The sequence below is a fragment of the Loktanella atrilutea genome (assembly GCF_900128995.1).
In the GTDB taxonomy this organism is placed as follows: Bacteria; Pseudomonadota; Alphaproteobacteria; order Rhodobacterales; family Rhodobacteraceae; genus Loktanella; species Loktanella atrilutea.
The window spans coordinates 451,480-474,091 of sequence record NZ_FQUE01000002.1 but is presented as its reverse complement, the minus strand read 5'-3'; the positions used below and the strand labels follow the sequence as shown (position 1 = coordinate 474,091).

General features: G+C 63.9%; 21 protein-coding genes. 9 read left to right on the top strand and 12 right to left on the bottom strand.

Annotated elements, in window-relative coordinates; all coding sequences use genetic code 11:
* The first annotated feature begins 127 nt into the window (after nucleotides 1–127).
* Both BUA54_RS07500 and gltX read left to right on the top strand, forming a co-directional pair.
* Complete coding sequence (locus tag BUA54_RS07500; RefSeq protein WP_072856597.1) at nucleotides 128–1,588, top strand: MFS transporter; 1,461 nt, start codon at nucleotides 128–130, stop codon at nucleotides 1,586–1,588.
* A gap of 32 nt (nucleotides 1,589–1,620) precedes the next feature.
* The gene (gene gltX / locus BUA54_RS07495; RefSeq protein WP_072856596.1) at nucleotides 1,621–2,946 is read left to right on the top strand and encodes a glutamate--tRNA ligase; all 1,326 of its coding nucleotides are present in this window, start codon (nucleotides 1,621–1,623) and stop codon (nucleotides 2,944–2,946) included.
* 4 nt (nucleotides 2,947–2,950) lie between these two features.
* Here gltX and BUA54_RS07490 read toward each other — a convergent pair whose 3' ends face one another.
* The 3 genes from BUA54_RS07490 to BUA54_RS07480 are packed head-to-tail and all read right to left on the bottom strand — an operon-like array spanning nucleotide 2,951 to nucleotide 6,676.
* On the bottom strand, nucleotides 2,951–3,496 hold the full coding sequence (locus BUA54_RS07490) for a gamma-glutamylcyclotransferase family protein (RefSeq protein ID WP_072856595.1): 546 nt from the start codon (nucleotides 3,494–3,496) through the stop codon (nucleotides 2,951–2,953).
* The gene (locus BUA54_RS07485) at nucleotides 3,489–6,005 is read right to left on the bottom strand and encodes an ABC transporter permease (protein WP_072856594.1); all 2,517 of its coding nucleotides are present in this window, start codon (nucleotides 6,003–6,005) and stop codon (nucleotides 3,489–3,491) included. Before BUA54_RS07485 ends, BUA54_RS07490 begins: the two co-directional genes overlap by 8 nt.
* Entirely contained in the window at nucleotides 6,002–6,676 is a 675-nt protein-coding gene (locus tag BUA54_RS07480) for an ABC transporter ATP-binding protein (RefSeq protein ID WP_072856593.1), read from the bottom strand. Before BUA54_RS07480 ends, BUA54_RS07485 begins: the two co-directional genes overlap by 4 nt.
* A 16-nt stretch (nucleotides 6,677–6,692) precedes the next feature.
* On the opposite strand from BUA54_RS07480, the gene BUA54_RS07475 reads away from it, so the two are divergent.
* Nucleotides 6,693–7,343, top strand: a complete 651-nt coding sequence (locus BUA54_RS07475) for an arylesterase (protein WP_245810592.1) — start codon at nucleotides 6,693–6,695, stop codon at nucleotides 7,341–7,343.
* Here the strand turns inward: BUA54_RS07475 and BUA54_RS07470 are convergent.
* From BUA54_RS07470 to ettA, 4 genes are all read right to left on the bottom strand, one after another.
* Entirely contained in the window at nucleotides 7,340–7,546 is a 207-nt protein-coding gene (locus tag BUA54_RS07470) for a cold-shock protein (protein WP_072856591.1), read from the bottom strand. The two genes, BUA54_RS07475 and BUA54_RS07470, sit on opposite strands and share 4 nt — an antisense overlap.
* Nucleotides 7,547–7,794: 248 nt before the next feature.
* Nucleotides 7,795–8,001, bottom strand: a complete 207-nt coding sequence (locus BUA54_RS07465; protein ID WP_072856590.1) for a cold-shock protein — start codon at nucleotides 7,999–8,001, stop codon at nucleotides 7,795–7,797.
* Between the two features lie 183 nt (nucleotides 8,002–8,184).
* Nucleotides 8,185–8,361 carry a hypothetical protein gene (locus BUA54_RS21200; protein WP_178352720.1) on the bottom strand — a complete coding sequence of 59 codons (177 nt, stop codon included), beginning with the start codon at nucleotides 8,359–8,361 and terminating at the stop codon, nucleotides 8,185–8,187.
* Between the two features lie 167 nt (nucleotides 8,362–8,528).
* Nucleotides 8,529–10,184 carry an energy-dependent translational throttle protein EttA gene (ettA, locus tag BUA54_RS07460; RefSeq protein WP_072856686.1) on the bottom strand — a complete coding sequence of 552 codons (1,656 nt, stop codon included), beginning with the start codon at nucleotides 10,182–10,184 and terminating at the stop codon, nucleotides 8,529–8,531.
* A gap of 231 nt (nucleotides 10,185–10,415) precedes the next feature.
* Between ettA and BUA54_RS07455 the strand changes: the two genes are divergently transcribed.
* Together BUA54_RS07455 and dacB are read left to right on the top strand one after the other, a co-directional pair.
* Entirely contained in the window at nucleotides 10,416–11,072 is a 657-nt protein-coding gene (locus BUA54_RS07455; RefSeq protein WP_084114196.1) for a nicotinate-nucleotide adenylyltransferase, read from the top strand.
* Nucleotides 11,065–12,594, top strand: a complete 1,530-nt coding sequence (gene dacB / locus BUA54_RS07450) for a D-alanyl-D-alanine carboxypeptidase/D-alanyl-D-alanine endopeptidase (protein ID WP_072856589.1) — start codon at nucleotides 11,065–11,067, stop codon at nucleotides 12,592–12,594. The genes BUA54_RS07455 and dacB overlap by 8 nt, the downstream gene beginning before the upstream one ends.
* Nucleotides 12,595–12,607: 13 nt before the next feature.
* Here dacB and BUA54_RS07445 read toward each other — a convergent pair whose 3' ends face one another.
* Nucleotides 12,608–13,024 carry a tellurite resistance TerB family protein gene (locus BUA54_RS07445; RefSeq protein WP_072856588.1) on the bottom strand — a complete coding sequence of 139 codons (417 nt, stop codon included), beginning with the start codon at nucleotides 13,022–13,024 and terminating at the stop codon, nucleotides 12,608–12,610.
* Nucleotides 13,025–13,141: 117 nt separating this feature from the next.
* Here BUA54_RS07445 and BUA54_RS07440 point away from each other — a divergent pair, with 117 nt between their 5' ends.
* The 3 genes from BUA54_RS07440 to BUA54_RS07430 all read left to right on the top strand — a co-directional run bounded on the left by BUA54_RS07440 (nucleotide 13,142) and on the right by BUA54_RS07430 (nucleotide 17,754).
* On the top strand, nucleotides 13,142–14,722 hold the full coding sequence (locus BUA54_RS07440; protein WP_072856587.1) for a lysine--tRNA ligase: 1,581 nt from the start codon (nucleotides 13,142–13,144) through the stop codon (nucleotides 14,720–14,722).
* A gap of 66 nt (nucleotides 14,723–14,788) precedes the next feature.
* Nucleotides 14,789–15,289 carry a DUF4864 domain-containing protein gene (locus BUA54_RS07435; protein WP_143155367.1) on the top strand — a complete coding sequence of 167 codons (501 nt, stop codon included), beginning with the start codon at nucleotides 14,789–14,791 and terminating at the stop codon, nucleotides 15,287–15,289.
* A 176-nt stretch (nucleotides 15,290–15,465) separates the two neighbouring features.
* The gene (locus BUA54_RS07430; RefSeq protein WP_072856586.1) at nucleotides 15,466–17,754 is read left to right on the top strand and encodes a glycosyl hydrolase family 28-related protein; all 2,289 of its coding nucleotides are present in this window, start codon (nucleotides 15,466–15,468) and stop codon (nucleotides 17,752–17,754) included.
* Nucleotides 17,755–17,792: 38 nt separating this feature from the next.
* Here the strand turns inward: BUA54_RS07430 and BUA54_RS07425 are convergent, their stop codons facing one another.
* Both BUA54_RS07425 and BUA54_RS07420 read right to left on the bottom strand, forming a co-directional pair.
* Entirely contained in the window at nucleotides 17,793–18,458 is a 666-nt protein-coding gene (locus BUA54_RS07425) for a hypothetical protein (RefSeq protein ID WP_072856585.1), read from the bottom strand.
* Between the two features lie 74 nt (nucleotides 18,459–18,532).
* Nucleotides 18,533–19,018, bottom strand: coding sequence for a YdcF family protein (locus tag BUA54_RS07420; RefSeq protein ID WP_072856584.1), 486 nt, complete (start codon nucleotides 19,016–19,018; stop codon nucleotides 18,533–18,535).
* Between the two features lie 227 nt (nucleotides 19,019–19,245).
* Between BUA54_RS07420 and acs the strand changes: the two genes are divergently transcribed.
* Nucleotides 19,246–21,195, top strand: coding sequence for an acetate--CoA ligase (gene acs, locus BUA54_RS07415; RefSeq protein ID WP_072856583.1), 1,950 nt, complete (start codon nucleotides 19,246–19,248; stop codon nucleotides 21,193–21,195).
* Between the two features lie 41 nt (nucleotides 21,196–21,236).
* Here the strand turns inward: acs and BUA54_RS07410 are convergent, their stop codons facing one another.
* Entirely contained in the window at nucleotides 21,237–21,884 is a 648-nt protein-coding gene (locus BUA54_RS07410; RefSeq protein ID WP_072856582.1) for a glutathione S-transferase family protein, read from the bottom strand.
* A 70-nt stretch (nucleotides 21,885–21,954) separates the two neighbouring features.
* Nucleotides 21,955–22,527, bottom strand: a complete 573-nt coding sequence (locus BUA54_RS07405; protein WP_072856581.1) for a hemerythrin domain-containing protein — start codon at nucleotides 22,525–22,527, stop codon at nucleotides 21,955–21,957.
* Between the last annotated feature and the right edge of the window lie 85 nt (nucleotides 22,528–22,612).

Here is a 22,612-nt window from a genome sequence, read left to right as displayed (position 1 = left end):
CGCAGGGCCTTTTGCATTGCGTGTTGCCGCGGCGTCAGGTTGAAGGTTGCGAAAGCTGGCCGCGCGCCCGTGACATTACAGGCGGGTCAGCTACCTAGACGCTGTCTCAGATCAGAAAGCCCCCCGGATGCACCGTACGAACGCCGACGAACCTTTGGCCGGGCGATGGATCGCCATGGCGACATTGCTTGTGGCGGGTTTCATGAACCTGATCGACGTGACCATCGTGAACGTTGCGATCCCCTCGCTGCAGCGCGCCTTCGACGCCACGGACAGCCAGATCGAATGGGTCGTGGCGATCTACATCCTGACCTTTGCGCTGCTGCTGTTGCCGATGGGGCGTCTGGGCGACGTCATCGGACGGCGCCGCATGTTCATCGCGGGCGTCTGTGTCTTCACATTCGGATCGGCACTTTGCGGTCTGGCCCCCACCGTCTACGGCCTCGTCGCGGCCCGCGTGGTGCAGGGGATCGGCGGCGCTATGATGACGCCGCAGACGCTGGCCATCGTGCCGGCGCTGTTTGCGCCCAAGGAACGCGGGCTTGCCTTTGCACTGTTCGGGCTGTCGGCGGGACTGGCGAGCGTGACCGGTCCGGTGCTGGGCGGGTTCCTGATCGAAAGCAACATTTCCGGCTTGGACTGGCGGCCGATCTTTCTGGTGAACGTGCCTGTGGGCATCCTTGCCGTTCTGGCCGCGCTGAAGTTCGTGCCCGCCCTGCCGGGCAACAAGGGGCTGGAGATCGACGGCGTAGGCATCGCGCTGGCGGCGGTGACGACCCTGCTGGTGATGTTCCCGCTGATCGAGGGGCGGCAGATCGGTTGGCCGGTCTGGATCTTCGTCATGATGATCGCGGCGCTGCCAATGCTCTATGTCTTTATCCGTTGGCAGCGTTACCGGGCTGCCGCGGGCCGGGCGCAGCTGCTGCCCGTCACTCTGTTCCGCAATCGGAATTTCATGTTGGGCACAGGGCTGGTCATGCTGCTGTTCGCCGGGGTGCCGGGTTTCTTTCTGGTGCTTGCCATTCTTCTTCAGATCGGCAACGGGTTCACGCCGCTGGAATCCGGCCTGACCACCATTCCGTTCCCGGTTGGCGTGCTCTGTGCCTCGCTCGCCGCGGGACGGATGGGAAACCGGTTCCTGCGCCAAAGGATCAGCGCGGGCGGTCTGCTTTTGGCGACCTGCATGGTCATCCTGCCATTCGTCACACCGCAGGCGACGGGAGAGATCACGCGCACCGCCTTCATCCTTCCGCTGTTCCTGGGTGGGCTGGGGCTGGGCACGGCGATCTCTCCCCTTTTCAACACGGTATTGTCGCAGGTCGCCGACAGCGATACGGGGTCGGCCTCTGGCGCGTTGCAGTCGTTTCAGCAGTTGGGCGGCGCGTTGGGGCTGGCGGTGATGGGGCAGCTCTTCTTCTCTCATATCGCTGCGGCGATGCAGGGTGGCGGGGACCGGGTGCCGGTCTATTCCGATGCCCTGCAGATGGCGCTGCTGTTTTCCACGACGACCTTCATCGCGCTGGCGCTGCTGGTCTGGCGCCTGCCGGCGCCCGGGGCGCAGAAACTGGACAAACGGCAGGCGGCGTGACACAGCACTGGCAAAGATAGAGGACGCTGCCCATGACCACGATCACCCGCTTCGCCCCTTCGCCTACCGGCTGGATGCATATCGGCAACCTGCGTGCCGCGATGTTCAACTATGCGATCGCGCGGCAAAACGGCGGACGGTTCATCCTGCGGATCGACGATACGGATCAGGAGCGTTCGAAGCCGGAATACGAGCAGGGCATCAAGGATGTGCTGACCTGGCTTGGTATAAGATGGGACGACATCCAGAAGCAGTCCGACCGACTGGTCCGCTATGACGAAGCGCGGCAGCAGTTGCTGGATGCGGGGCGCATCTATGAATGTTTCGAAACGCCGACGGAACTGGATCTGAAGCGCAAGAAACAGCTGAACATGGGCAAGCCGCCGGTCTACGACCGCGCCGCGCTGTCACTGACGGACGCGCAGAAGCAGGCCTATCGCGATGAGGGGCGGCAGGGGCACTGGCGGTTCAAGCTCGACCTTGAGCGGGTCGAGTGGGACGACGGGATCATGGGGCCGATCAGCATAGACTGCGCAAGCGTAAGCGATCCGGTGCTGATCAAGGAAAGCGGCCAGATCCTCTATACATTTGCCTCGCCCGTTGACGACGTGGACATGGGGATTACCGACATCGTGCGCGGGTCGGACCATGTGACCAACACGGCGACGCAGATCCAGATCATGCAGGCGCTGGGCGGGCGCGTGCCGCGCTTTGCGCATCATTCGCTGCTGACCGGCCCGCAGGGCGAGGCCCTGTCGAAGCGGCTTGGCACGCTGGCGCTGCGGGATCTGCGCGCACAGGGGATTGCGGCAGAAGCGGTGCTGAGCCTGATGGCCCGTCTGGGATCGTCGCAGCCGGTGGTGCTGGTCGACGGGATCGACGACGTGGTCGCGGGCTTCGACGTGTCGACCTTCGGGTCCGCGCCGACGAAGTTCGATTTCGAGGATCTGTGGCCCCTGACCGCCCGCCACCTTGCGCGTCTGGACGCGGCGGCCGTCAAGCCGACGCTGGACGACGCGGGCGTGCCCGACGACTTGCAGCCGGCCTTTTGGGACGTGGTGAAGGAAAACATCACCAAGCTGGAGGACGTGGCCCCCTGGTGGGCGCTGTTCCGCGACGGCGGGCAGGCGGTTGTGGCGGACGAGGATCGCGAGATGGTCACGCAGGCCTTCGATTTGCTGGGCGAGCCGCCCTATACGGATGCGACTTGGGGCGAATGGACCGGTGCGGTGAAGGATGCGACGGGGCGTAAGGGCAAGGGCCTCTTCATGCCGTTGCGGCTGGCGGTGACCGGCCAGGCGCGCGGGCCAGAGATGGCGCAGGTCATGCCGCTGCTGCAGAAGAAGCCGACGCTTTAAGCGATCAGTGCGGGACGGACAGGCGGCGCAGGTGGTGATCCACCTGCGCCGTTTCCATGTCCGACAAGATCTGCGCGCGGGGATAGAGCGGGGCCGCGCGATCATCGAGGACCCCGACCTGCCACCCTTCCGTGGTGTCAAAAAACGCGGTCACGCCGGTGGGGCCGAAGACCCGAAAATACCCCTGAACGACAACGTCGAGGTAGCTGCGCAAGATCATGTGGCCGTTGGGATCGGACAGTGTGAAGCGGTCGCTGACCCGGTAGACGGCAGCGGAACAATCAAGGCCAAGCGTTTCAGAGATGTCGATCCGTGTATAGGCGGCCTCTCTTTCGTCAAGCGCGAGCCAGTCGCCCCCCGGCACGCGGGCCGCGATGCCCTCGAGAGTGACCCCCGGCGCGGGATCGACTGACAGAAACGCAGCGTCGCGCAGGGTCGTGCTGCGCCAGACACGTCGCCAGCCGGCCAGTCGGGTCGGGCGCGGATCGGCGTAGGCGTGCGTCGCAAGGTTCACGAGGCTGCCGTAGCCGAAGAATGCAGGATCATTCACGGGCACGCAGCACCTGCGCCGGGGCAGCCTGCAGGGGGCGGATCGCGAAGGCGAGGCCAGCGAGCAGCGAGACGAGTATACCGCCGCCGACGATCCAGAGCGCGTTCGACCAGATGATCCGATAGTCGTTTTCCATGATGTAGGTCTGTACCGCCCAGCCGCCGATGATGCCAGCCGTCAGCGCCACGACCCCCGCCGCCAACCCCAGCAGGGCGGCGCGCAGGGCGAAGCTTGCGACGATCAGGCCGCGTGTGGCGCCCAGAGTCTTGAGGACTGCCGCCTCGAACGTGCGGGCCCGTTCGCCGGCGGCGGCGGCCCCGATCAGGACGAGGAAGCCCGTCACGAGGGTTGCCAGCGCGCCGTAGCGGGTGGCGGCGGTGATCCCCTCGATCAGTACGGACACGCGGTCGATGGCGTCGCGGATGCGTATCGCGGTGACGTTGGGATAGGCGGTCGCCACATCGCGGAGGATCCGGGCCTCGGCCTCCTCCGGCGCGTAGACGGTGGAAATCCAGCTGTGCGGCGCACCGGCAAGAGCGGCGGAATTGAAGGTCAGCACAAACCCAAGCCCCGCGCTGTCCCAGTTCACCTGTCGAAAACTGGTGATGGTGCCCGTGATGTCGCGTCCCAGGACGTTCACCGTCAGGGTGTCGCCCAATTCGAGGCCGATCTCTGCAGCTTCTTCGGCGGCGAAGCTGATCTGCGGTTCGCCGGCGTAGTCCTTTGGCCACCACTCACCACCGGCAAGGCTGCTGCCATCGGGCAGATTGTCGGCATAGGTGATGCCGCGGTCGCCGCGCACAACCCAGTGGCCGCCGGCGACCTTCTGGGCATCCTCGCCATTGATGCGGGTGATGACGCCGCGCAGCATGGGGGCGGTTTCCACCTTCGTAACGGCCGGGTTGTCGGCGAGGATCTGGCGGTAGCCGTCGATCTGGTCGGGCTGGATGTCGACGAAGAAGTAGCTGGGGGCGCGGTCTGGCAGTTCGGCGGTGAAGGCGCGGCGCAGATTGCCGTCGATCTGGCCGATGGCGGCGAGCACGGCGAGGCCGAGGCCCAATGAGAGCACCACGGAGGTCGATTCGCCGCCACGCGCACCAATGCTGGCAAGGGCCAGCCGCAGGGCGGGACGGCCCCGCGCAGCGCGGCGCAGAAGGCGCGCCACGAGGCGGATCAGGGCGGCGGCGAGGACGAGGATCAGCAGGGCGCCCGCAATCCCGCCGGCCGTCCAGAGTGTCAGCCAGACAGTGCCGGAGAACCAAATGGCGAGGCCCAGCAGCAGGGCGATCATCGCGACAGTGATCGCGAGGTAGGGCCAGCGGGGTAGGGCGGTTCCGCCGCCGAAGGCGTCGCGGAACAGGGTCGCCGCGCGAATGTTCTCGGTCCGGGCAAGGGGCCAGAGGGTGAAGATCGCGGAGGCGAGGATGCCATAAATCGCGGCCTCGATCAGCGGTGCGGGGTAGAGGCCGAAATCGGCGGGGATCGGCAATTGCGCCTCGATCACGGGGGCAAGGGCGAGGGGGATGCCCCCGCCGAGGATGAGGCCGATCGCTACGCCGAGCAGGGTCAGCGCACCGATCTGGATCGCATAGGTCGCGAAGATCGTGCCGCGCGTGGCGCCGAGCGTCTTGAGGATCGCGATCGTGGCGGTCTTATTGCCGAGGTAGGCGCGCACGGCGGCGCTGACACCGATACCGCCGACGGCGAGACCCGAAAGGCCGACCAGAATCAGGAACGCCCCCATCCTGTCAACGAAGCGGGCGGTGCCGCCGGCGCCTTCACGGCTGTCGCGCCAGCGCATGCCGGTGTCGCGGAACTGCGTCTCGGCCCGGTCCTGCAAGGCCTGCAGGTTGGTGCCGGGGGGCAGCAGCATGCGGTAGTCGGTGTCGAAAAGCGTGCCTTCTGTCAGCAAACCGGCATTGGTCAGATCCTTGGTCAGGACGATGCTGCGCGGCCCGAGGGAGAAGCCGCCGGCGGCGTTGTCGGGATAGCTGGTGAGGACAGCGCTGAAGACGAAATCCTGCGTGCCCATGCGGAACGTGTCGCCGGGTTCGAGGCCAAGACGGTCGGACAGCACACGTTCCATCACGCCGCCGGGGAGGGTGCCATTCCCGGCCAGCGCGTCGGCCAGTGGCATCGGCGGGTCGAGCGCGACCTTTCCAACCAGCGGATAGGCATCGTCGACACCCCGAACCTGCGTCAGGGCGCGCTCTTCGCCGACCAGGATCATGGACCGGAAATCGACTGTTTCGGACAGGGTGGTCGAAACGTCCTGCATGAAGGCCAGCTCTTCGGGGGTGGCATAGCGATAGGTCAGCGTCGCCTGGGCATCGCCGCCGAGGAGGGCGCTGCCCTGTTCTGCGAGGCCCGCCTCGATCCCCGCGCGGACAGTGCCGACGGCGGCAATGGCGGCGACGCCGAGGGCCAGGCAGGCGAGAAACACGCGGAAGCCGCGCAGGCCGCCGCGCAATTCGCGACGGGCGAATGTCAACGCGAGGGAAAGGGTCATGCAGCGTCCAGTCGGCCGTCGCGCAGACCGATCACGCGCGAACACCGGGCAGCGAGGTCGCGGGCGTGGGTCACCATGATGAGCGTAGCGCCGTGGCGGTCGCGCAGGCCGAAGAGCAGGTCGATGATGGCGGAACCGTTCGCCTCGTCGAGATTGCCGGTGGGTTCGTCGGCCAGCAGCAGCCTGGGTCGCGGGGCGGAGGCGCGGGCGAGGGCGACGCGCTGCTGTTCGCCGCCGGACATCTGGTTGGGGTAATGGTCAACGCGGTTGCCGAGACCCACCGCCTCCAGTTCCGCCTGCGCCCGGTCGAAGGCGTCAGCCACCCCGGCCAGTTCCAGCGGGGTCGCGACGTTTTCAAGGGCCGTCATCGTGGGGATCAGGTGGAAAGACTGGAACACCACCCCCATATGTGACCTGCGAAAGCGCGCGAGCTGGTCTTCGTTCATCGCGGTCAGGTCGTCGCCCATGGCGTTGATCGTCCCAGCGGTGGCCTGTTCCAGCCCGCCCATCAGCATCAGGAGAGATGACTTGCCAGATCCACTCGGCCCGACCAGCCCCAAAGTCTCGCCACTCGCCACGTCAAGCGAGATGTCGTGCAGAATGTCGACCCTGCCTGCGTTGCCGTCGAGGGACAGCGCCACCTGGCGCAGCGACAGGACGGTATCGGACATGGGGCGGACCTTTTCTTTGTTCTCCCTTGCATATGGTGCAGTGCGCTCGGTCCGCAACGGGTTGATCCTGAGCCTTTTTGCCACGGCGACCTTTGCCGCACCCGTGACCGTCGCGGCGCTGGGCGACAGCCTGACGGCGGGATACGGGCTGGACCAGCCCGACGGCTTCGTGCCGCAGATGCAGGCGTGGCTTGATGCCCATGGGGCAGAGGTCAACCTGCTGAACGCCGGGGTGTCGGGCGACACCACCGCCGGCGGCCTGTCACGGGTCGGCTGGACGCTGACCCCGGATGTCGATGGCATGCTGGTGGCGCTGGGGGGCAACGATTATCTGCGCGGCCTTGATCCGAAGGTCAGCCGTGATAATCTGGACAAGATACTTGGCAAGACAGAAGCGGCCGACGTGCCGGCAATGCTGATCGGGCTGCGGGCAGGCACGAACTATGGCGCGGACTACGCAACTGCATTCAACGGCATGTATGGCGATCTTGGAGCCAAATACGACGTGCCTGTCTACCCCGACTGGTTCGAGGGGCTGCGCGGTCAGAACTTGCAAAGCTACCTGCAGGCAGATGGCGTCCACCCCAACGCGGAAGGGGTGAAGCTGATTGTCGCGGCCATGGGGCCAGCTGTTCTGGACTTCGTGAATGCGTTGCCGGCCGATTAGGCCAGCGACAGGTTCACGGCCGATTCGCGGCCGTCGCGGCCAGCTTCGATATCGAACTTAACCTTCTGGTTATCGGCCAGGCCGGTCAGGCCAGAACGCTCAACGGCGGAAATATGGACAAAAACGTCCTTGGTGCCGCCGTCGGGCGCGATAAATCCAAAGCCCTTGGTCGTGTTGAACCATTTTACGGTGCCGGTTGGCATCGGTCTTCTCCCATTTTCACCGCTCGCGGAATGCAGCGGATCGGCTCGTCAGTGCAAGATCGAGGCACCGGGCCGTCGGGACCGTCGTCGATAAAGTTAACGTAGCGTTAAGGATTATCCTCGACGCGGCGATAAAATCAACACAATTTTGGATAAGAGTCGTCTCGCCAGACGGATCGGTCAGTTGTTGCCGACACGGCGATGGGAGGATGCGCGATTCCGCGCACCCAGATATTGCAGATCGCGGCTTATGCCAACGACAGGTTCACAGCGGATTCGCGACCGTCACGGCCGGATTCGATGTCGAAGGTGACTTTCTGGTTGTCGGCCAGACCGGTCAGGCCCGAACGCTCGACAGCAGAGATGTGGACGAAGACGTCCTTGGAGCCACCATCGGGAGCGATAAAGCCGAAGCCTTTGGTTGCGTTGAACCATTTCACGGTGCCAGTAGCCATCGTGTTATTCCTTTTAGTCTTGCCACCCACGAGATTGCGGTGGCCCGGCTTAGTCAGTGCAATGTCGAGCGCTGTAGCCTGGAAAGGAACACAGTGGGTCGAGATGGATAACGTCTGCCCGAGTTGTCTAGCCCAAACGCGTGGCAAAAGCAAGGGCGCGTGCCGCCCGTCGATTTTTTGCCTTCAGGTACGAGGTTCCGCGGCAACGGGCCAGCTTGCCGATATGGCACACATGGCAACGGTAGTGAGGGACATGACGAGGTAGATCGCGCAGCTTTCGAAGACAGAAATGCCATTTACAAAAACGGACGCGATTGCCGCGGCCAGACCGATCAATGCGCCAAGGATGCTGATAGCCATGATATGCTCCCCCTAAACTAATTTTAGTATCGGATGGAAACGCGGCGAAAGAAAGGGGCTATCGCGTTTGTTGCTTTACATCATCTAAAAGTGACATTTTCTTGCCGACATGATGTAAAAAGCCCCCGCTGTGCGGAGGCTTTGAGGGCTCTTAAAAGCGTGTCGGATCAGCGAACGAATTTCTTGTGCTTCAGGCGTTTGGGTTCCAGCGCGTCGGCGCCAAGACGGCGTTTCTTGTCTTCTTCGTAATCCTCGAAATTGCCCTGGAACCATTCGACGTGAGCGTCGCCTTCGAACGCCAGAATGTGCGTGCAGATCCGGTCGAGGAAGAAGCGGTCGTGGCTGATGACCACGGCGCAACCGGCGAAAGAGGTCAGCGCGTCCTCGAGCGCACGCAGAGTCTCGACGTCGAGGTCGTTGGTCGGTTCGTCGAGGAGAAGGACATTGCCGCCGGATTTCAGCAGCTTGGCCATGTGGACGCGATTGCGTTCGCCGCCCGACAAAAGGCCGACCTTCTTCTGTTGATCGCCGCCCTTGAAGTTGAAAGCGGAGCAATAGGCGCGACTGTTCATCGAGGCGTCGCCCAGTTCGATGATCTCGGCGCCGCCGGTGATCTCTTCCCAGACCGTCGCGTCGGGGGACAGGGCGTCGCGGGACTGATCGACGTAGGACAGTTTGACCGTGTCTCCGTATTCGACGCTGCCTTCGTCAGGCTGGGCCTGACCGGTCAGCATGGAAAAGAGGGTCGACTTGCCGGCACCGTTCGGCCCGATCACGCCGACGATACCGCCCGGGGGCAGGTCGAACGACAGGTTTTCCACCAGCAGCTTGTCGCCCATGGCCTTCTTGAGGTCCGTGACCTCGATCACCTTGGACCCAAGACGCGGGCCGTTGGGAATGATGATCTGGGCGCGGCCCATCTTTTCCCGTTCGGACTGGTTGGCGAGGTCGTTGTAGGCGCTGATCCGCGCCTTGGACTTGGCTTGGCGGGCCTTGGCGCCCTGACGCATCCATTCCAGTTCGCGCTCCAGCGTGCGCTGTTTGGACTTGTCCTCTTTCGCTTCCTTCTCCAGCCGTTTGGCCTTCGCCTCCAGCCAGGAGGAGTAGTTGCCCTCGTGCGGAATGCCCGACCCGCGGTCGAGTTCGAGGATCCAGCCGGTGATGGCGTCGAGGAAGTAGCGGTCGTGGGTGACGATCAGAATCGTACCTTTGTAGTCGATCAGGTGCTGCTGCAGCCAGGCGATCGTCTCGGCGTCGAGGTGGTTGGTCGGTTCGTCCAGCAGCAGCATGTCGGGCGCTTCGAGCAGAAGCTTGCAAAGGGCGACGCGGCGCTTCTCGCCGCCCGAAAGCGTGCTGACGTCAGCGTCGTCGGGGGGGCAGCGCAGCGCCTCCATACTGACGTCGATCTGCGCGTCGAGGTCCCAGAGGTTCTGGGCGTCGATCTCGTCCTGCAGGCGGGCCATCTCGTCCGCCGTCTCTTCGCTGTAGTTCATCGCGACTTCGTTGTAGCGGTCCAGCACCGCCTTCTTGTCGGCGACACCCAGCATGACGTTTTCGCGGACCGTCAGCGACGGGTCGAGTTCCGGTTCCTGCGGCAGGTAACCGACACGGGCGCCTTCGGCGGCCCAGGCTTCTCCGGCAAAATCCTTGTCCTGACCGGCCATGATGCGCATCAGGGTGGATTTACCGGTGCCGTTCACGCCGACGACGCCGATCTTGACGCCGGGCAGGAAGTTCAGGCGGATGTTTTCAAAGACCTTCTTGCCGCCGGGGTAGGTCTTGGACACACCGTCCATGAAATAGACGAACTGATAGCTGGCCATGGTCATGCTCCGCTGGAATGGGTTTTCTCTTCCTTATCGGGCAGCGGACACGGGGGCAATCGGAGACGGGCGGACCGCAGGGCGGTGACAGACCGAATCGTGACGAGTGCGGGGCCATAGGCGACGCCCCAGGGTTCGGAAATGGCCGTCGCAATGCAGCCTTCCGGGCATTTTGGACTTTACACGGCGACCGCGCTGGGCGCTTTTGCTGCGAACGGACGGAGGAGCGGCATGCAGGGGTGGCCCGCGGCAACACGGGGACAGGTGATCGGCCTGCTGGGTGGATCGTTCGATCCGGCGCATACGGGACACGTCCACATCACCCGCGCAGCGCTGCGCCGCTTTGGGCTGGACCGGGTCTGGTGGCTGGTTAGCCCCGGCAATCCGCTGAAAGCGACCGGTCCCGCCCCACTAGACGCGCGCATGGCGCAGGCCGCGGCCGTGATGCGGCACCCGCGTGTCGCCATCACGGATATCGAGGCGCGGCTGGGGACACGCATCACGGCGCAGACCCTGCAGGCCCTGCAGGACAGGTATCCCGGCGTGCGGTTCGTCTGGCTGATGGGGGCGGATAATTTGGTGCAATTCCATCGATGGAATGACTGGCGGTGGATCATGGACAATGTGCCCGTCGGGATTCTGGCCCGCCCCGGCGATCGGCTTCCTGCGCGCGTCAGCCGGGCGGCACGCATTTACAAGTCTGCGCGTTTGCCCGCCTCTGCCAGTCGGGCGCTGGGACGGCAGGAGGCGCCCGCCTGGTGCTTCGTCGATCTGCCCCTGAACGACATGTCATCGAGCGATATCCGGGCGCGGGGGGCATGGCGCAAGCGTGATCGTGCGAAGATTGTCAGGCCGGTGGACCGCACGGTAGGGATGGTGAATGACTGAACCGAAGACACTTCTGACACGCCGCGCGCTTCTGTCCGGCGGGATTTCCCTTGTTGCAGGCATGGCGTTCGCCGCGCCCCAGACCACGCAGCGGCCCGTCCTGCGGCCTGTCGCGGCGCCCGCGGCACCGGAGGTGCCCACCGGCGTCCGTCCCGTCGCGCGCAAAAACGCTGTCGATCTGATCCGCGCCGCCGGACTCGAGGGCAAGGTGGGTTTCGTCATCAGCGATCATGAGACCGGAGAGACGCTAGAACAGGTAGATGGCCAAGAAGGCCGCCCACCGGCCAGCGTCACAAAGACGCTGACGGCGCTTTATGCTCTGGAAGTGCTTGGCGCCGACTACCGCTTTGCCACCCGCGTTCTGGCGACGGGGCCGGTGACGGACGGCGTCGTGAAAGGCGATCTGATCCTTGCCGGCGGCGGTGATCCGAACCTCGTCACCGACGAGCTGGCGACACTTGCGCAGCGTCTGGCCGATGTCGGCGTAACCGGTATCGACGGCGATTTTCTGGTCTGGGGCAATGCCCTTCCGGGCGTGAAGGAAATCGAGCCGGGTCAGCTTGACCAACTGGGATACAATCCCTCGCTGGGCGGTCTGAACCTGAACTTCAACCGCGTCTATTTCGAATGGTCGCGGGCTGGTACGGATTATACCGTCACGCTTGATGCGCGCAGCGAGACGCGCCGCCCCGCGGTCAGAACGGCGCGGATGGCGGTCGTGGACCGTGCCGGACCCGTCTATACCTATTCAGAAGGGCAGGGTGTCGACGACTGGACCGTCGCACGCAGCGCCTTGGGCAAGGCTGGGTCAAGGTGGCTGCCGGTGCGGTTTCCCGCGCTTTATGCCGGCGAGGTGTTCCAGATCCTGGCACGCGATGCGGGCGTCACCCTGCCGGCGATGAAGCTGGTCGACACGCTGCCCGCAGCGACGGAACTCGCGCGGTTCGAAAGCCAGCCCCTGCAAGACATGCTGCGCGACATGCTGCTTTATTCGACCAACATCACCGCCGAGGCGGTCGGCATGACGGCGACGGCGAAACGGGTCGGAAGGGCACTTGATATGCAGGCCTCTGCCATGGGGATGGCAGAGTGGTACACGGGACGCGCAGGGATCGATATCCACCTGGAGGACCATTCGGGCCTGACCGATGAAAACCGGGTCTCCGCCCGTGACGAGGTGGCGTTCCTGAACGCGCCCGGTGTGGAGGCGCAGCTGCGTCCGTTGATGAAATCGATTGTGATGCTGGATGATCAACGCCGGGCGATCCGTGATTTTCCGGGGCAGGTGCGGGCCAAGACAGGCACGTTGAACTTCGTCTCGGCATTGGCAGGATATCTGGAGACCGACAAGGGGCGGACATTGACCTTTGCCATCTTTGCCCACGATGTGGCCGCGCGGCAAGCGTCGCTGTCATCACTGGACGAACAGCCTGCGGGGGCTGCGGGTTTCAACGGCCGGGCCAAGGGGCTTCAGCAGGACCTTCTGCAACGCTGGGCCGTTCTGGGCCGCATCGGCGGCTGAGGACGGTCAGCCGTCAGATCGTCATGTGCCGGGCGCGTGCGCCCCGTTCGATGGCGGCGGCGTGCAGGCGGTCGAGTTCCAATTCGTCGCGGATCTCTTCCAGCATGCGGCCCTCGGTCTCTCCGATCTTGCCATCGGCAGCCGCGACATCGCAGGACAGCGCGTAGGCGGTCTCGAACAGACGCTCGGGCAGGGTGTCGCGGATCAGGCCGAACAACGCCTCCAGTCCGTCTTCCTGATCCAGCAGGTCGAAGACCATGCGCGTGATGCGCGGCAGCCGGTCTGAGTCGTAGTTCGAGAAGACCGGCAGGTTGTTGATGGCCGAATTGATCTTGATCAGTTCGGACGTGCGGATGTTCTCGTCCGAGGCCGATACGGCAATCATCAGGGCTGCGAGCGCGTCCTGTGCGGTCATGGAATCCGATACCATCGTCATGGTCCTTCCGGCATGTCAGTCGAGACCCATTTATTGACGGCCCCGCGCTGTCGCAATAGGGATGCGCGACACGGAGCCACGGGGGTTCCGGACCATGAAGCGAGTGAAACCATGAGCACATTGCGCGATGCTGCGATGACATCGAAGGCCTGGCCGTTCGAAGAGGCGCGCCGCGTGCTCAAACGTTACGAGAAGAAAGACCCCGAAAAGGGCTACGTTCTGTTCGAGACCGGATACGGGCCGAGTGGCCTGCCGCATATCGGCACCTTCGGCGAGGTCGGGCGCACGACGATGATCCGACGTGCCTTCGAAATCATCAGCGATATCCCGACGAAGCTGCTTTGCTTTTCCGACGACATGGACGGGATGCGCAAGATCCCGGGCAATGTGCCCGATCCGGCTGCGTTGGAGCCCTATATGCAGCGCCCCTTGACGGCGGTGCCCGATCCCTTCGGCACGCACGGCAGCTTTGGCGCGCATATGAACGCGCGACTGAACAATTTCCTCGATACCTTCGGCTTCGAATACGAATTTGCCAGCGCCACGGAGTATTATCGCAGCGGCAAGATGGATGCGATCCTGCTGCGCGCCTGCGCGAAGTACGACGAGATCATGGAGATCATGCTCAAGTCCCTGCGCGACGAGCGGCGGGCGACCTATTCGTGCTTTCTGCCGATCAGCCCGACGACGGGGCGGGTGCTTTACGTGCCGATGAAGTCCGTCACGAAGGACGGTATGATCACCTTCGACGATGAAGACGGGACGGAGCATACGATCAGCGTCACCGGGGGCAACTGCAAGCTGCAGTGGAAGCCCGACTTTGGCGCGCGCTGGGCGGCGCTGGGCGTCGATTTCGAGATGTATGGCAAGGATCACGCCACGAACACCCCGATCTATGACGGCATCTGCCGCGTGCTGGGTGGTCGACCGCCGGAGCATTTCACCTACGAGCTGTTCCTCGACGCAGAGGGTCACAAGATTTCCAAGACCTCTGGCAACGGGCTGACCATCGATGAATGGCTGACCTATGCCGCGACGGAGAGCCTGTCGTATTTTATGTATCTGAAGCCGAAGACGGCCAAGCGGATGCATTTCGACGTGATTCCCAAGGCGGTTGATGAATATCATCAGCAATTGCGGGCCTACGCGACGCAGGACGATGCCGGGCGACTGAACAACCCCGTATTCCACATCCACGGGCATGACGTTCCGCAGTCGGACATGGTCGTACCCTTCGCAATGCTGCTGAACCTCGCCTCCGTTTCCAGCGCGGAAAGCAAGGACAAGCTGTGGGGGTTCATCCAGCGCTATGCACCCGAGGCGTCCCCCGCGGCCAATCCGCAGATGGATCAGGCGGCGGGCTTTGCGGTGCGCTATTACAATGACTTCGTGAAGCCGGAGAAGGTGTTCCGGACTCCCACCGACATGGAACGTGCCGCGCTGGAGGATCTGGCGGCGCGGTTGCGGGTCTGGGAAGGCGGTCTGGACGCAGAGGCCTTGCAGTCCGAGGTGTTCGCCGTCGGAAAGGCGCACGGGTTCGAGCCGTTGCGCGACTGGTTCACGGCACTGTACGAAGTGCTGCTGGGGGCTTCGCAAGGGCCGCGGTTCGGCGGTTTCATCGCACTTTACGGTGTAGATGAAACAATCGCCCTGATCGAAGCGGCACTGCGTGGGGATTTGCAGCAGGGCTGATCGTGAAACCTTTTGCTTACGACCTGCGTATCTTCCCTTGATTGGGATGTGCGCAGGGGGCGAGACATGCGGTTCTGGATGACGGTCACGTTGGTCGCGGGTCTTGCATCGGCTGCTGCCGCACAAGAATTGACGACGCCTTCGGCACCCGACGGGCCGGTCGCGCCAAATCCCGCCGCGCCAGCGGACGGGGCCACCGGTTCCCCTGCCGCGGATGCCGACTTGTCGTCGCTGTCGATGCAAGAGGTGATCGGCCGGCAACTGGGTGCCTTCAACGCGAGGGACATCGATCTGGCCTGGCAATTCGCGAGTCCGATGATCCGCAGCCTTTTCGGCACGCCGCAGAACTTTGGCACGATGGTCAACCGGGCTTATCCGATGGTCTGGGACAATTCGGCGACCCGCTTCGTCGCGACGCGCCAGTCCGATGCCGTGACATTCCAGCAGGTGATGGTGCAGGATACCAACGGCAAGCTGCACCTGCTGGAATATGCCATGATCAAGACCTCCGACGGCTGGAAGATCGACGGTGTCTTTCTGCTGCCGCCGCCCGACGTCGGTACCTGATCCCCGTTGCGTGACGCGGGGCGTCTGCGTCACGGTGCCGTCAGACCCGGTTCACCCCGCCTGATTATCCCCCGATCGCGATGACCGGCCCTGTCGCCGGGCAGCGTGCAACGGGATGCCGTGGGGCGACGTCATGTCCGAACCGCCGCGCCATCCCATCGACAAGGGGATCTGGGATGAACAAGGCAATTACCGACGGCATCGTGTTTCAGCCGCTGCCGTTCGCGGCGGGGCTTGGCGTCTGGTCCAGTGGCGACGGCACACCCGGCAGCGATACCTATGCGACCAGCGGCACCGGTGTCTTCGTGGCAGCCGATCAGGATTTCGGGGGCTGCCTCGAGGTGCAGAAAACCAGCACGGTGCAGAAGGTCCGCTACATGGGCGAAACCCCGATCCTGCCGGGCTGCTATCTGCGGATCACCGCGCGGGTCAAGGCAGTCGCGGGACCGCTGCCGAGCGTGCGCATCGCTGGCTATGCGGGGCGCAATGGCGGTGGTGCCGCGACCGTACCGACGAGTGTCGGCCCGGCAACCGCGCTGACGACCTACGGGGATGTCGTCGAAGTCAGTGCGATCGTCGGGACGGGCGACAGGACAGGGGTCGACCTTGTCTGGACCAATGCCGATTTCGGGCATTTCGGGATCGACCTGACGGGGCCCAGCGGCGGGCTGGTGCGGATCGACGACATCGTGATCGAGGATTACACCGTTGCCTTCCTTCGCGACCTGATCGCGATGGTGGACGTGCGCGACTATGGCGCCAAGGGTGACAATGCCGCCGATGATTCGGACGCCTTCGAGGCGGCCGATGCGGCGGCGAACGGGCGAGAGATCCTTGTGTCGGAGGGGGTCTACCGTCTGGCACAGGACGTCACGATCCAGAACCGCATCCGGTTCGAGGGACGCGTCACGCAGCCCGCCGACAAACGCTTCATCCTGCAGAAGGATTTCAACTACCGGACCTATGTGGATGCATTCAAGGACGAAGAACTGGCGTTCCGCAAGGCCTATCAAGCGCTTCTGAACTTTTCAGACCATGGATCGCTCGACCTGAACGGCCGTATCATCAATCTGACCGGGCCGGTCGACATGCAGGCCTGCGATCCGAGCCGCACCACATTCGCGACACGGCGCGTCATCCGCAACGGCCAGTTCCGCGCGGCCGGCAGCGGGGATTGGGCGACCACGGACGTGACCTCTCAGGTGACCTACAGCCCGTCCAGTGACCGCACGCTGAGCAACGTGGTCAACGTCGCCAATATCCCCGTCGGATCGCTGGTGGTGGGGTCCGGCGTCGGGCGCGAGGTCTACGTCACCTCTCGGAACATTGGGGCGCGAACCTTGCAAATCAGCGGCGGGCTTTACGATGCGGCCGGCACACAGACCTTCACCTTTCGGCGGTTCAGGTATCTGCTGGATTTCTCGGGTTACGACAGCCTGTCGCAGTTCGTCATCGACGACGTCGAGTTTCAGGGCGACGGCAATGCCAGTGGCATCCTGCTGGCCCCGGCGGGCCTGACGTTCCACGTGCGCGATTGCTTCTTCACCAAGCCGAAGGATCGCGGCATCTCCAGCCCCGGGAACGGCTGTCAGGGCATGATGATCGATCGTTGCCAATTCGTGTCGAACGAGGCGTCGCTGCGGGTGCAGGATCGCACGACCATCGCCTTCAATTCCAACGCCAACGACGTGAAGGTGCGCGAGAACCGGGTCGTTCTGTTCAAGCACTTCGGTGTCATCGCCGGTGGCGGCAGCACCATCGTGGGCAACCACTGGTTCCATGGCGATACGGAAAACGACGGCCTGCGGCGCGGCGGCGTCGTCTTTACGCAGTCGAATTGCCGCGCGGCGATCACCGGCAATTACATCGACAACTGCTTTGTCGAATGGACCAACGAGTCGGAGGCGAACCCCGCGTTCACCACAGGCTATTCCTTCGGCGGACTGACGATCACCGGAAACCATTTCGTCTGCATCAACGTCAGTCCGGGGTTCAACTTCATCGTCATCAAACCCTACGGGCCGGGTCACTTCCTGCACGGGCTGGGCGTGATGGGCAACGTCTTTCGCACGTTCAACGGCAATATCAATCGGGTCGAGGCCGTCGATACCACCTTTGCCGATCTGGACTACGGGCGGATGCGGCAGGTTACGTTTTCCGGCAACTGCTATAACGGCGTGACCGACGAGGTGTTCAATCCTGCCTACCTGACGCATACGCAGGCCACGGCGTCGAACCAGTGGGTTGCACGTACCGCGCCGCAGTTGCCGTTTCTGGGGCGGGCCCGCTTCGTCGAGTCGGTCTTGGCCGACGGGCCGCTGCAGACGGCGTCGAACCAGACCGTCAACCAGATTCCCTGGGCCGACAAGAACTATGGCGGCGACCAGCGCAGCATACGGTTCGTCTTCGATCAGGCGCTGAAGGGCACGATCCGTTACATCGCGCGCATGGACAATCCTGTCTGAACTGCCGGCCCGAGGGATCGCGACCCGGTTCTGCGGGGTCAGAACCTCAGCCAGGTTTCGAGCTTCAGGGCGCTGCCGCCGTCACCGGTCAGCGCCTTGACTGCGCCAAGATTGATCTTGAACCTTTCATTCAGGGAGAAAATTATCGTCGGACTGACCTTGGCGTAGTCGTCGTTGTAATAGCCCTGTCCCGTCTGCAACTGGATCGTCGACGTCCATCGGTTCGACCAGCCGTGACCCCATGTAAAATCGGCCTTGGGCCGCCATGTCGTGTCCTGCAGTCCGATGGTGGCGGAGGCATCGGCGGCCAGCCAGCCCTTGTCCAATGCACGACCCACCGACAGGCCGAGGCGCATCAGCCCCTCGGTCGAGGTGTCGGGGTTCAGGCGGTAGCCGTAGCCGACCGAGACGGACGCGCGGTTCTTGAGTTTCAACGATCCGACCGGCACGCTGACGAAGGTGAAGCCCGATGCGATGCGACCCTTGTCGGCGGTATAGAAATCCAGGCCCAGCGTGATCCTGTCGGTCAGGCCGTATTCTGCATATACTGTCGGATCGTAGTGTACGGGCAATTCGGCGCCGTTCGACAACAGGAAGTTGCCCCCGGCCGCGATGAAAAGGTCGCCCTTGTCGCGGGGCCATGCGCCGGCGTGCACAGCACTTACCGAGATGAAGAACAACGTGAAGATGGCGAACAGGCGCATGACTAACCCTGGCTGACAGAAGCTCAGGATTCGTTCATCACGCTTAATTTCTGGTTAACCGCAAGGGGCAAGGTTTAGTCATCGCGGCTTTGACCCATCAATCGGATCGCATAGAGCGGATAGGCCCCGAGTTCGCGAAGGGCCTGCCGCAGCACGCTGCGTTTATGGCTGCCGCGCAGGGACGGTGCACTGCAGCGGGCCTTCAGGCGGAAATGGCGGGCCACGCGCAGCGCGCGGGGGCCATGGGTCGCGTCGGTGACGATGACGATCTGGTCGACGTGATGACGGCGCAGCAGGGGCAGAGCGAACCGGATGTTTTCCAGCGTCGTGGTCGAGCGATCCTCTTGCAGGATCGCGTCCGTCGGTATGCCCTCTTCCATCAGGATCTGCGCGATGGCTTCCGCTTCGGTCGGCGGGTGGCGGCCCATGCCGCCGCACGCCACGATGATCTGCCCTTCACCGGCGTGCCACAGCCGCGCGCCGTGACGGGCGCGCCGGCGCAGCGTCGGTGAAGGGCCTTCGGCCCAGACCGCGGCGCCAAGGATGACGATTGCTTTCATGTGGCCGCTATAGCGACACACGACCGGCGGGGAAACGGCGTCCATGATTTGACAGCCGCGCGTTGATACGTTTTCAAGATGTTGACAGCCGCGGCCGCGGCGATCCAACGGCACCTTGGCATTCCAGTCAGGATCAGCATCATGCATGTCGGGAGGAGGCGACGGCCGTCAGGGCTGTCGTTGCGGCGGATCGCACTGCCGCGGATGCCAAGCAGGAGGAACCCTCGATGACCGACAAGACATTTCCGCCGCAGGCCGACATGGCGGCAGGCGCCCATGCGGACAAGGCCACATACGACCGGATGTATGCACACTCGGTCAGCGATCCCGACGGCTTCTGGGGCGAGGAAGGCAAGCGTCTGGACTGGATGACGCCCTATACCAAGGTCAAGAATACCAGCTTTGCGCCCGGCAACATCGACATCAGATGGTTCGAGGACGGCACGCTGAACGTCGCCGCCAACTGCATCGACCGTCATCTCGCGGATCGCGCCGACCAGACCGCGATCATCTGGGAACCGGATGATCCCAAGGCCGAGGCGCAGCATATCACCTATCGCCAATTGCATGCCCATGTCTCGAAAATGGCCAACGTCCTGAAGGACCTCGGCGTGGGCAAGGGTGACCGCGTCGTGATCTACCTGCCGATGATCCCGCAGGCCGCCTACGCGATGCTGGCCTGTGCGCGGATCGGGGCAATTCACTCGGTCGTCTTCGCGGGCTTCAGCCCCGACGCGCTGGCCGCTCGCGTGAACGGGTCGGAGGCGAAGGTCGTCATCACCGCGGACGAGGCGCCGCGCGGCGGGCGCAACACCCCGCTGAAGGACAATGCGGACAAGGCCTTCGACAAGATCACCACTGACACGAAGATGCTGGTCGTCAAGCGCACCGGGGGCGATATCGCGATGCAGGAGGGCCGTGACCACTGGCTGCACGAGATGGAGGACACGGTCGGCAACGACTGTCCGCCGGAGGAGATGAACGCGGAGGATCCGCTCTTTATCCTCTACACCTCCGGCTCCACCGGTCAGCCGAAGGGTGTCGTGCATACGACTGGGGGCTACCTTGTCTATGCGGCGATGACCCATCAGTACACTTTCGATTATCACGACGGCGACGTGTTCTGGTGCACCGCCGATGTCGGTTGGGTGACTGGCCATAGCTATATCGTCTACGGCCCATTGGCGAACGGAGCGACGACGCTGATGTTCGAAGGGGTGCCGACCTACCCGGACGCCGGCCGCTTCTGGCAAGTCTGCGAGGAGCACAAGGTCAACCAGTTCTACACCGCGCCGACCGCGATCCGCGCGCTGATGGGCAAGGGCAACGCGTTTGTCGAGAAGTACGACCTGTCGTCGCTGAAGGTTTTGGGCACAGTGGGCGAGCCGATCAACCCCGAAGCGTGGAACTGGTACAACGAGGTCGTCGGAAAGGGCAAAGTCCCCATCGTCGACACCTGGTGGCAGACGGAAACCGGTGGCCATCTGCTGACACCGCTGCCGGGCGCCACGCCGACGAAGCCGGGATCGGCCACCCTGCCGTTCTTCGGGATCAAGCCAGTGGTGCTGGAGCCCGAAACGGGCAAGGAGATCACCACGACCGAGGCCGAGGGCGTGCTTGCCATCGCCGATAGTTGGCCCAGCCAGATGCGTACCATCTGGGGCGATCACGAGCGGTTCGAGATGACCTACTTCAGCCAGTACGAAAACCTGTTCTTCTCGGGCGACGGCTGCCGCCGCGACGCAGATGGCTACTACTGGATCACGGGGCGCGTCGACGACGTCATCAACGTGTCGGGCCATCGCATGGGCACGGCAGAGGTCGAAAGCGCGCTGGTCGCCCACAAGGCCGTCAGCGAGGCGGCGGTCGTCGGCTACCCGCACGAGATCAAGGGGCAGGGCATCTATGCCTATGTGTCCCTGATGCAGGGTGAAGAGCCGACGGACGCCCTGCGCAAGGATCTCGAGACCTGGGTTCGGTCTGAAATCGGGCCGATCGCCAAGCCCGACCTGATCCAGTTCGCGCCCGGTCTACCAAAGACGCGGTCCGGCAAGATCATGCGCCGCATCCTGCGCAAGATCGCCGAGAACGACTACGGCTCGCTGGGCGATACCTCGACCCTTGCCGAACCGGAGGTCGTGGACGATCTGATCGCCAACCGCATGAACAAGGGATGAAAGTCGGGCCCCGCCGGTGACGGCGGGGCAGCCGGGGGGTGTCAGCCGGCGTCGCGATCCGCATCGGCTTTTGCGAAATGTGCCATCTGGTCGTCCAGCGCCTTCCGGAACGCGGGGCGGTCACATGCCCGGTCGACGTAAGCCCGCAGGGCCGGCCGGGTATCAAGCGCCTCGCGGATCGCCTTCACGCGCAGGACGTCGGCCAGTGCGATGTCGGCAATGGTAAACCGCCCGGCCGCCACCCATTCGCGTCCGGCCATCGCCGCCTCCAGAAGATCGAGGCGCTTGCCCATCCAGTCCGCAAGCGGGTTCGTCTCGGGCTTCGACAGGCTGATGAACCACCACGGCACGGTGACGAGTTCGACGGAGTTCAGTGCCGCGAAGAGCCATTGCAGCACGTCGGCCCGGTCCTGTGCGCCCGGAGGCATCAGGCTGTCGGTCTTCTCTGCGATGTGCAGCAGGCAGGCGCCGCTTTCGAACAGGCATACGCCACCATCGTCGATGAATGGCACCTGTGCGAAGGGTTGCCGGGCCAGATGCTCTGGCCCCCGGTCCGTGATCGGCACGGTGGCGATGCGGTAGGGCAGGCCAGCCTCTTCCAATGCCCATCGCAGGCGCATGTCGCGCACGAATCCGCGCGGCCCGTTCGGCACCCAGTCGTAGGTCCAGATCGTGATCGGATCTGTCATCGGAACCTCCTTCTCAATGATCGATCCTGACGCGCGAACGGATGACAAATCAACTGAAATCCTGCGCCGCTCAGCCGCCCAGATCGCTGCTGCCGAACTTCAGGATGACTGGCACGACAAGGTCTTCCTCGTCAGTAAGGTGGCGGTTCAGTAGCCGTTCCATATCCCCCAACGCGGCCTTGAACGTCGCCGCGTTGTCCTGCAGCACATTGCGGTCGTCGAGCCGCGACAGAACGCCGTTTGCGCTGTCCACGAAAGCCGCAAGGTGCCCGTCGAGGGCATGGTGATCCGCGTCGAGGATATCGAAGCCGCGCGCGACCCGGTCATCCTTGGTCTGCAGCTTCGGGAAATAGTAGGTGTCCTCGATCGTGTGGTGTTCGTGCAGACCATTCACGAACATGCCGCCATAGCGCGACACCTGCCCGGCAAAGGCGCGGGGATCGGTCTTGCGATCCAGCAGGCCTTCGGTGCCGGTCTGCATCTCTGCCAGCAGGCGCCGGAACATCAGGTGGCGGTCCAGCCAGAAGCGGATCAGCCCGTCGAATCCGGGGTCCTGCGTCCAGCCCTGACGGGGATAGGCCTCCAGCAACACGCGCAGGGCATCGGGCAGGCCGTCGCGGGTCTCGAGCGCAAGATCGGTCATATGAGGTCTTTCAATCTGGGTGTGCTCTACAGGTGGTGCGCCTGTGAAGGCCTGTCCAGCCTTGCCGGCGCACAAGGCCTGTGCA

Bases quoted from the DNA above. Each gene is read 5' to 3' on its own strand.
- dacB (WP_072856589.1), top strand. From the start codon at position 11,065: ATGACTGAACCGAAGACACTTCTGACACGCCGCGCGCTTCTGTCCGGC.
- BUA54_RS07405 (WP_072856581.1), bottom strand. From the start codon at position 22,527: ATGACCGATCTTGCGCTCGAGACCCGCGACGGCCTGCCCGATGCCCTG.
- BUA54_RS07500 (WP_072856597.1), top strand. From the start codon at position 128: ATGCACCGTACGAACGCCGACGAACCTTTGGCCGGGCGATGGATCGCC.
- BUA54_RS07455 (WP_084114196.1), top strand. From the start codon at position 10,416: ATGCAGGGGTGGCCCGCGGCAACACGGGGACAGGTGATCGGCCTGCTG.
- BUA54_RS07465 (WP_072856590.1), bottom strand. From the start codon at position 8,001: ATGGCTACTGGCACCGTGAAATGGTTCAACGCAACCAAAGGCTTCGGC.
- BUA54_RS07440 (WP_072856587.1), top strand. From the start codon at position 13,142: ATGAGCACATTGCGCGATGCTGCGATGACATCGAAGGCCTGGCCGTTC.
- BUA54_RS21200 (WP_178352720.1), bottom strand. From the start codon at position 8,361: ATGGCTATCAGCATCCTTGGCGCATTGATCGGTCTGGCCGCGGCAATC.
- acs (WP_072856583.1), top strand. From the start codon at position 19,246: ATGACCGACAAGACATTTCCGCCGCAGGCCGACATGGCGGCAGGCGCC.
- BUA54_RS07430 (WP_072856586.1), top strand. From the start codon at position 15,466: ATGAACAAGGCAATTACCGACGGCATCGTGTTTCAGCCGCTGCCGTTC.
- BUA54_RS07435 (WP_143155367.1), top strand. From the start codon at position 14,789: ATGCGGTTCTGGATGACGGTCACGTTGGTCGCGGGTCTTGCATCGGCT.
- gltX (WP_072856596.1), top strand. From the start codon at position 1,621: ATGACCACGATCACCCGCTTCGCCCCTTCGCCTACCGGCTGGATGCAT.
- BUA54_RS07485 (WP_072856594.1), bottom strand. From the start codon at position 6,005: ATGACCCTTTCCCTCGCGTTGACATTCGCCCGTCGCGAATTGCGCGGC.
- BUA54_RS07470 (WP_072856591.1), bottom strand. From the start codon at position 7,546: ATGCCAACCGGCACCGTAAAATGGTTCAACACGACCAAGGGCTTTGGA.
- BUA54_RS07480 (WP_072856593.1), bottom strand. From the start codon at position 6,676: ATGTCCGATACCGTCCTGTCGCTGCGCCAGGTGGCGCTGTCCCTCGAC.
- BUA54_RS07420 (WP_072856584.1), bottom strand. From the start codon at position 19,018: ATGAAAGCAATCGTCATCCTTGGCGCCGCGGTCTGGGCCGAAGGCCCT.
- BUA54_RS07425 (WP_072856585.1), bottom strand. From the start codon at position 18,458: ATGCGCCTGTTCGCCATCTTCACGTTGTTCTTCATCTCGGTAAGTGCT.
- ettA (WP_072856686.1), bottom strand. From the start codon at position 10,184: ATGGCCAGCTATCAGTTCGTCTATTTCATGGACGGTGTGTCCAAGACC.
- BUA54_RS07410 (WP_072856582.1), bottom strand. From the start codon at position 21,884: ATGACAGATCCGATCACGATCTGGACCTACGACTGGGTGCCGAACGGG.
- BUA54_RS07445 (WP_072856588.1), bottom strand. From the start codon at position 13,024: ATGGTATCGGATTCCATGACCGCACAGGACGCGCTCGCAGCCCTGATG.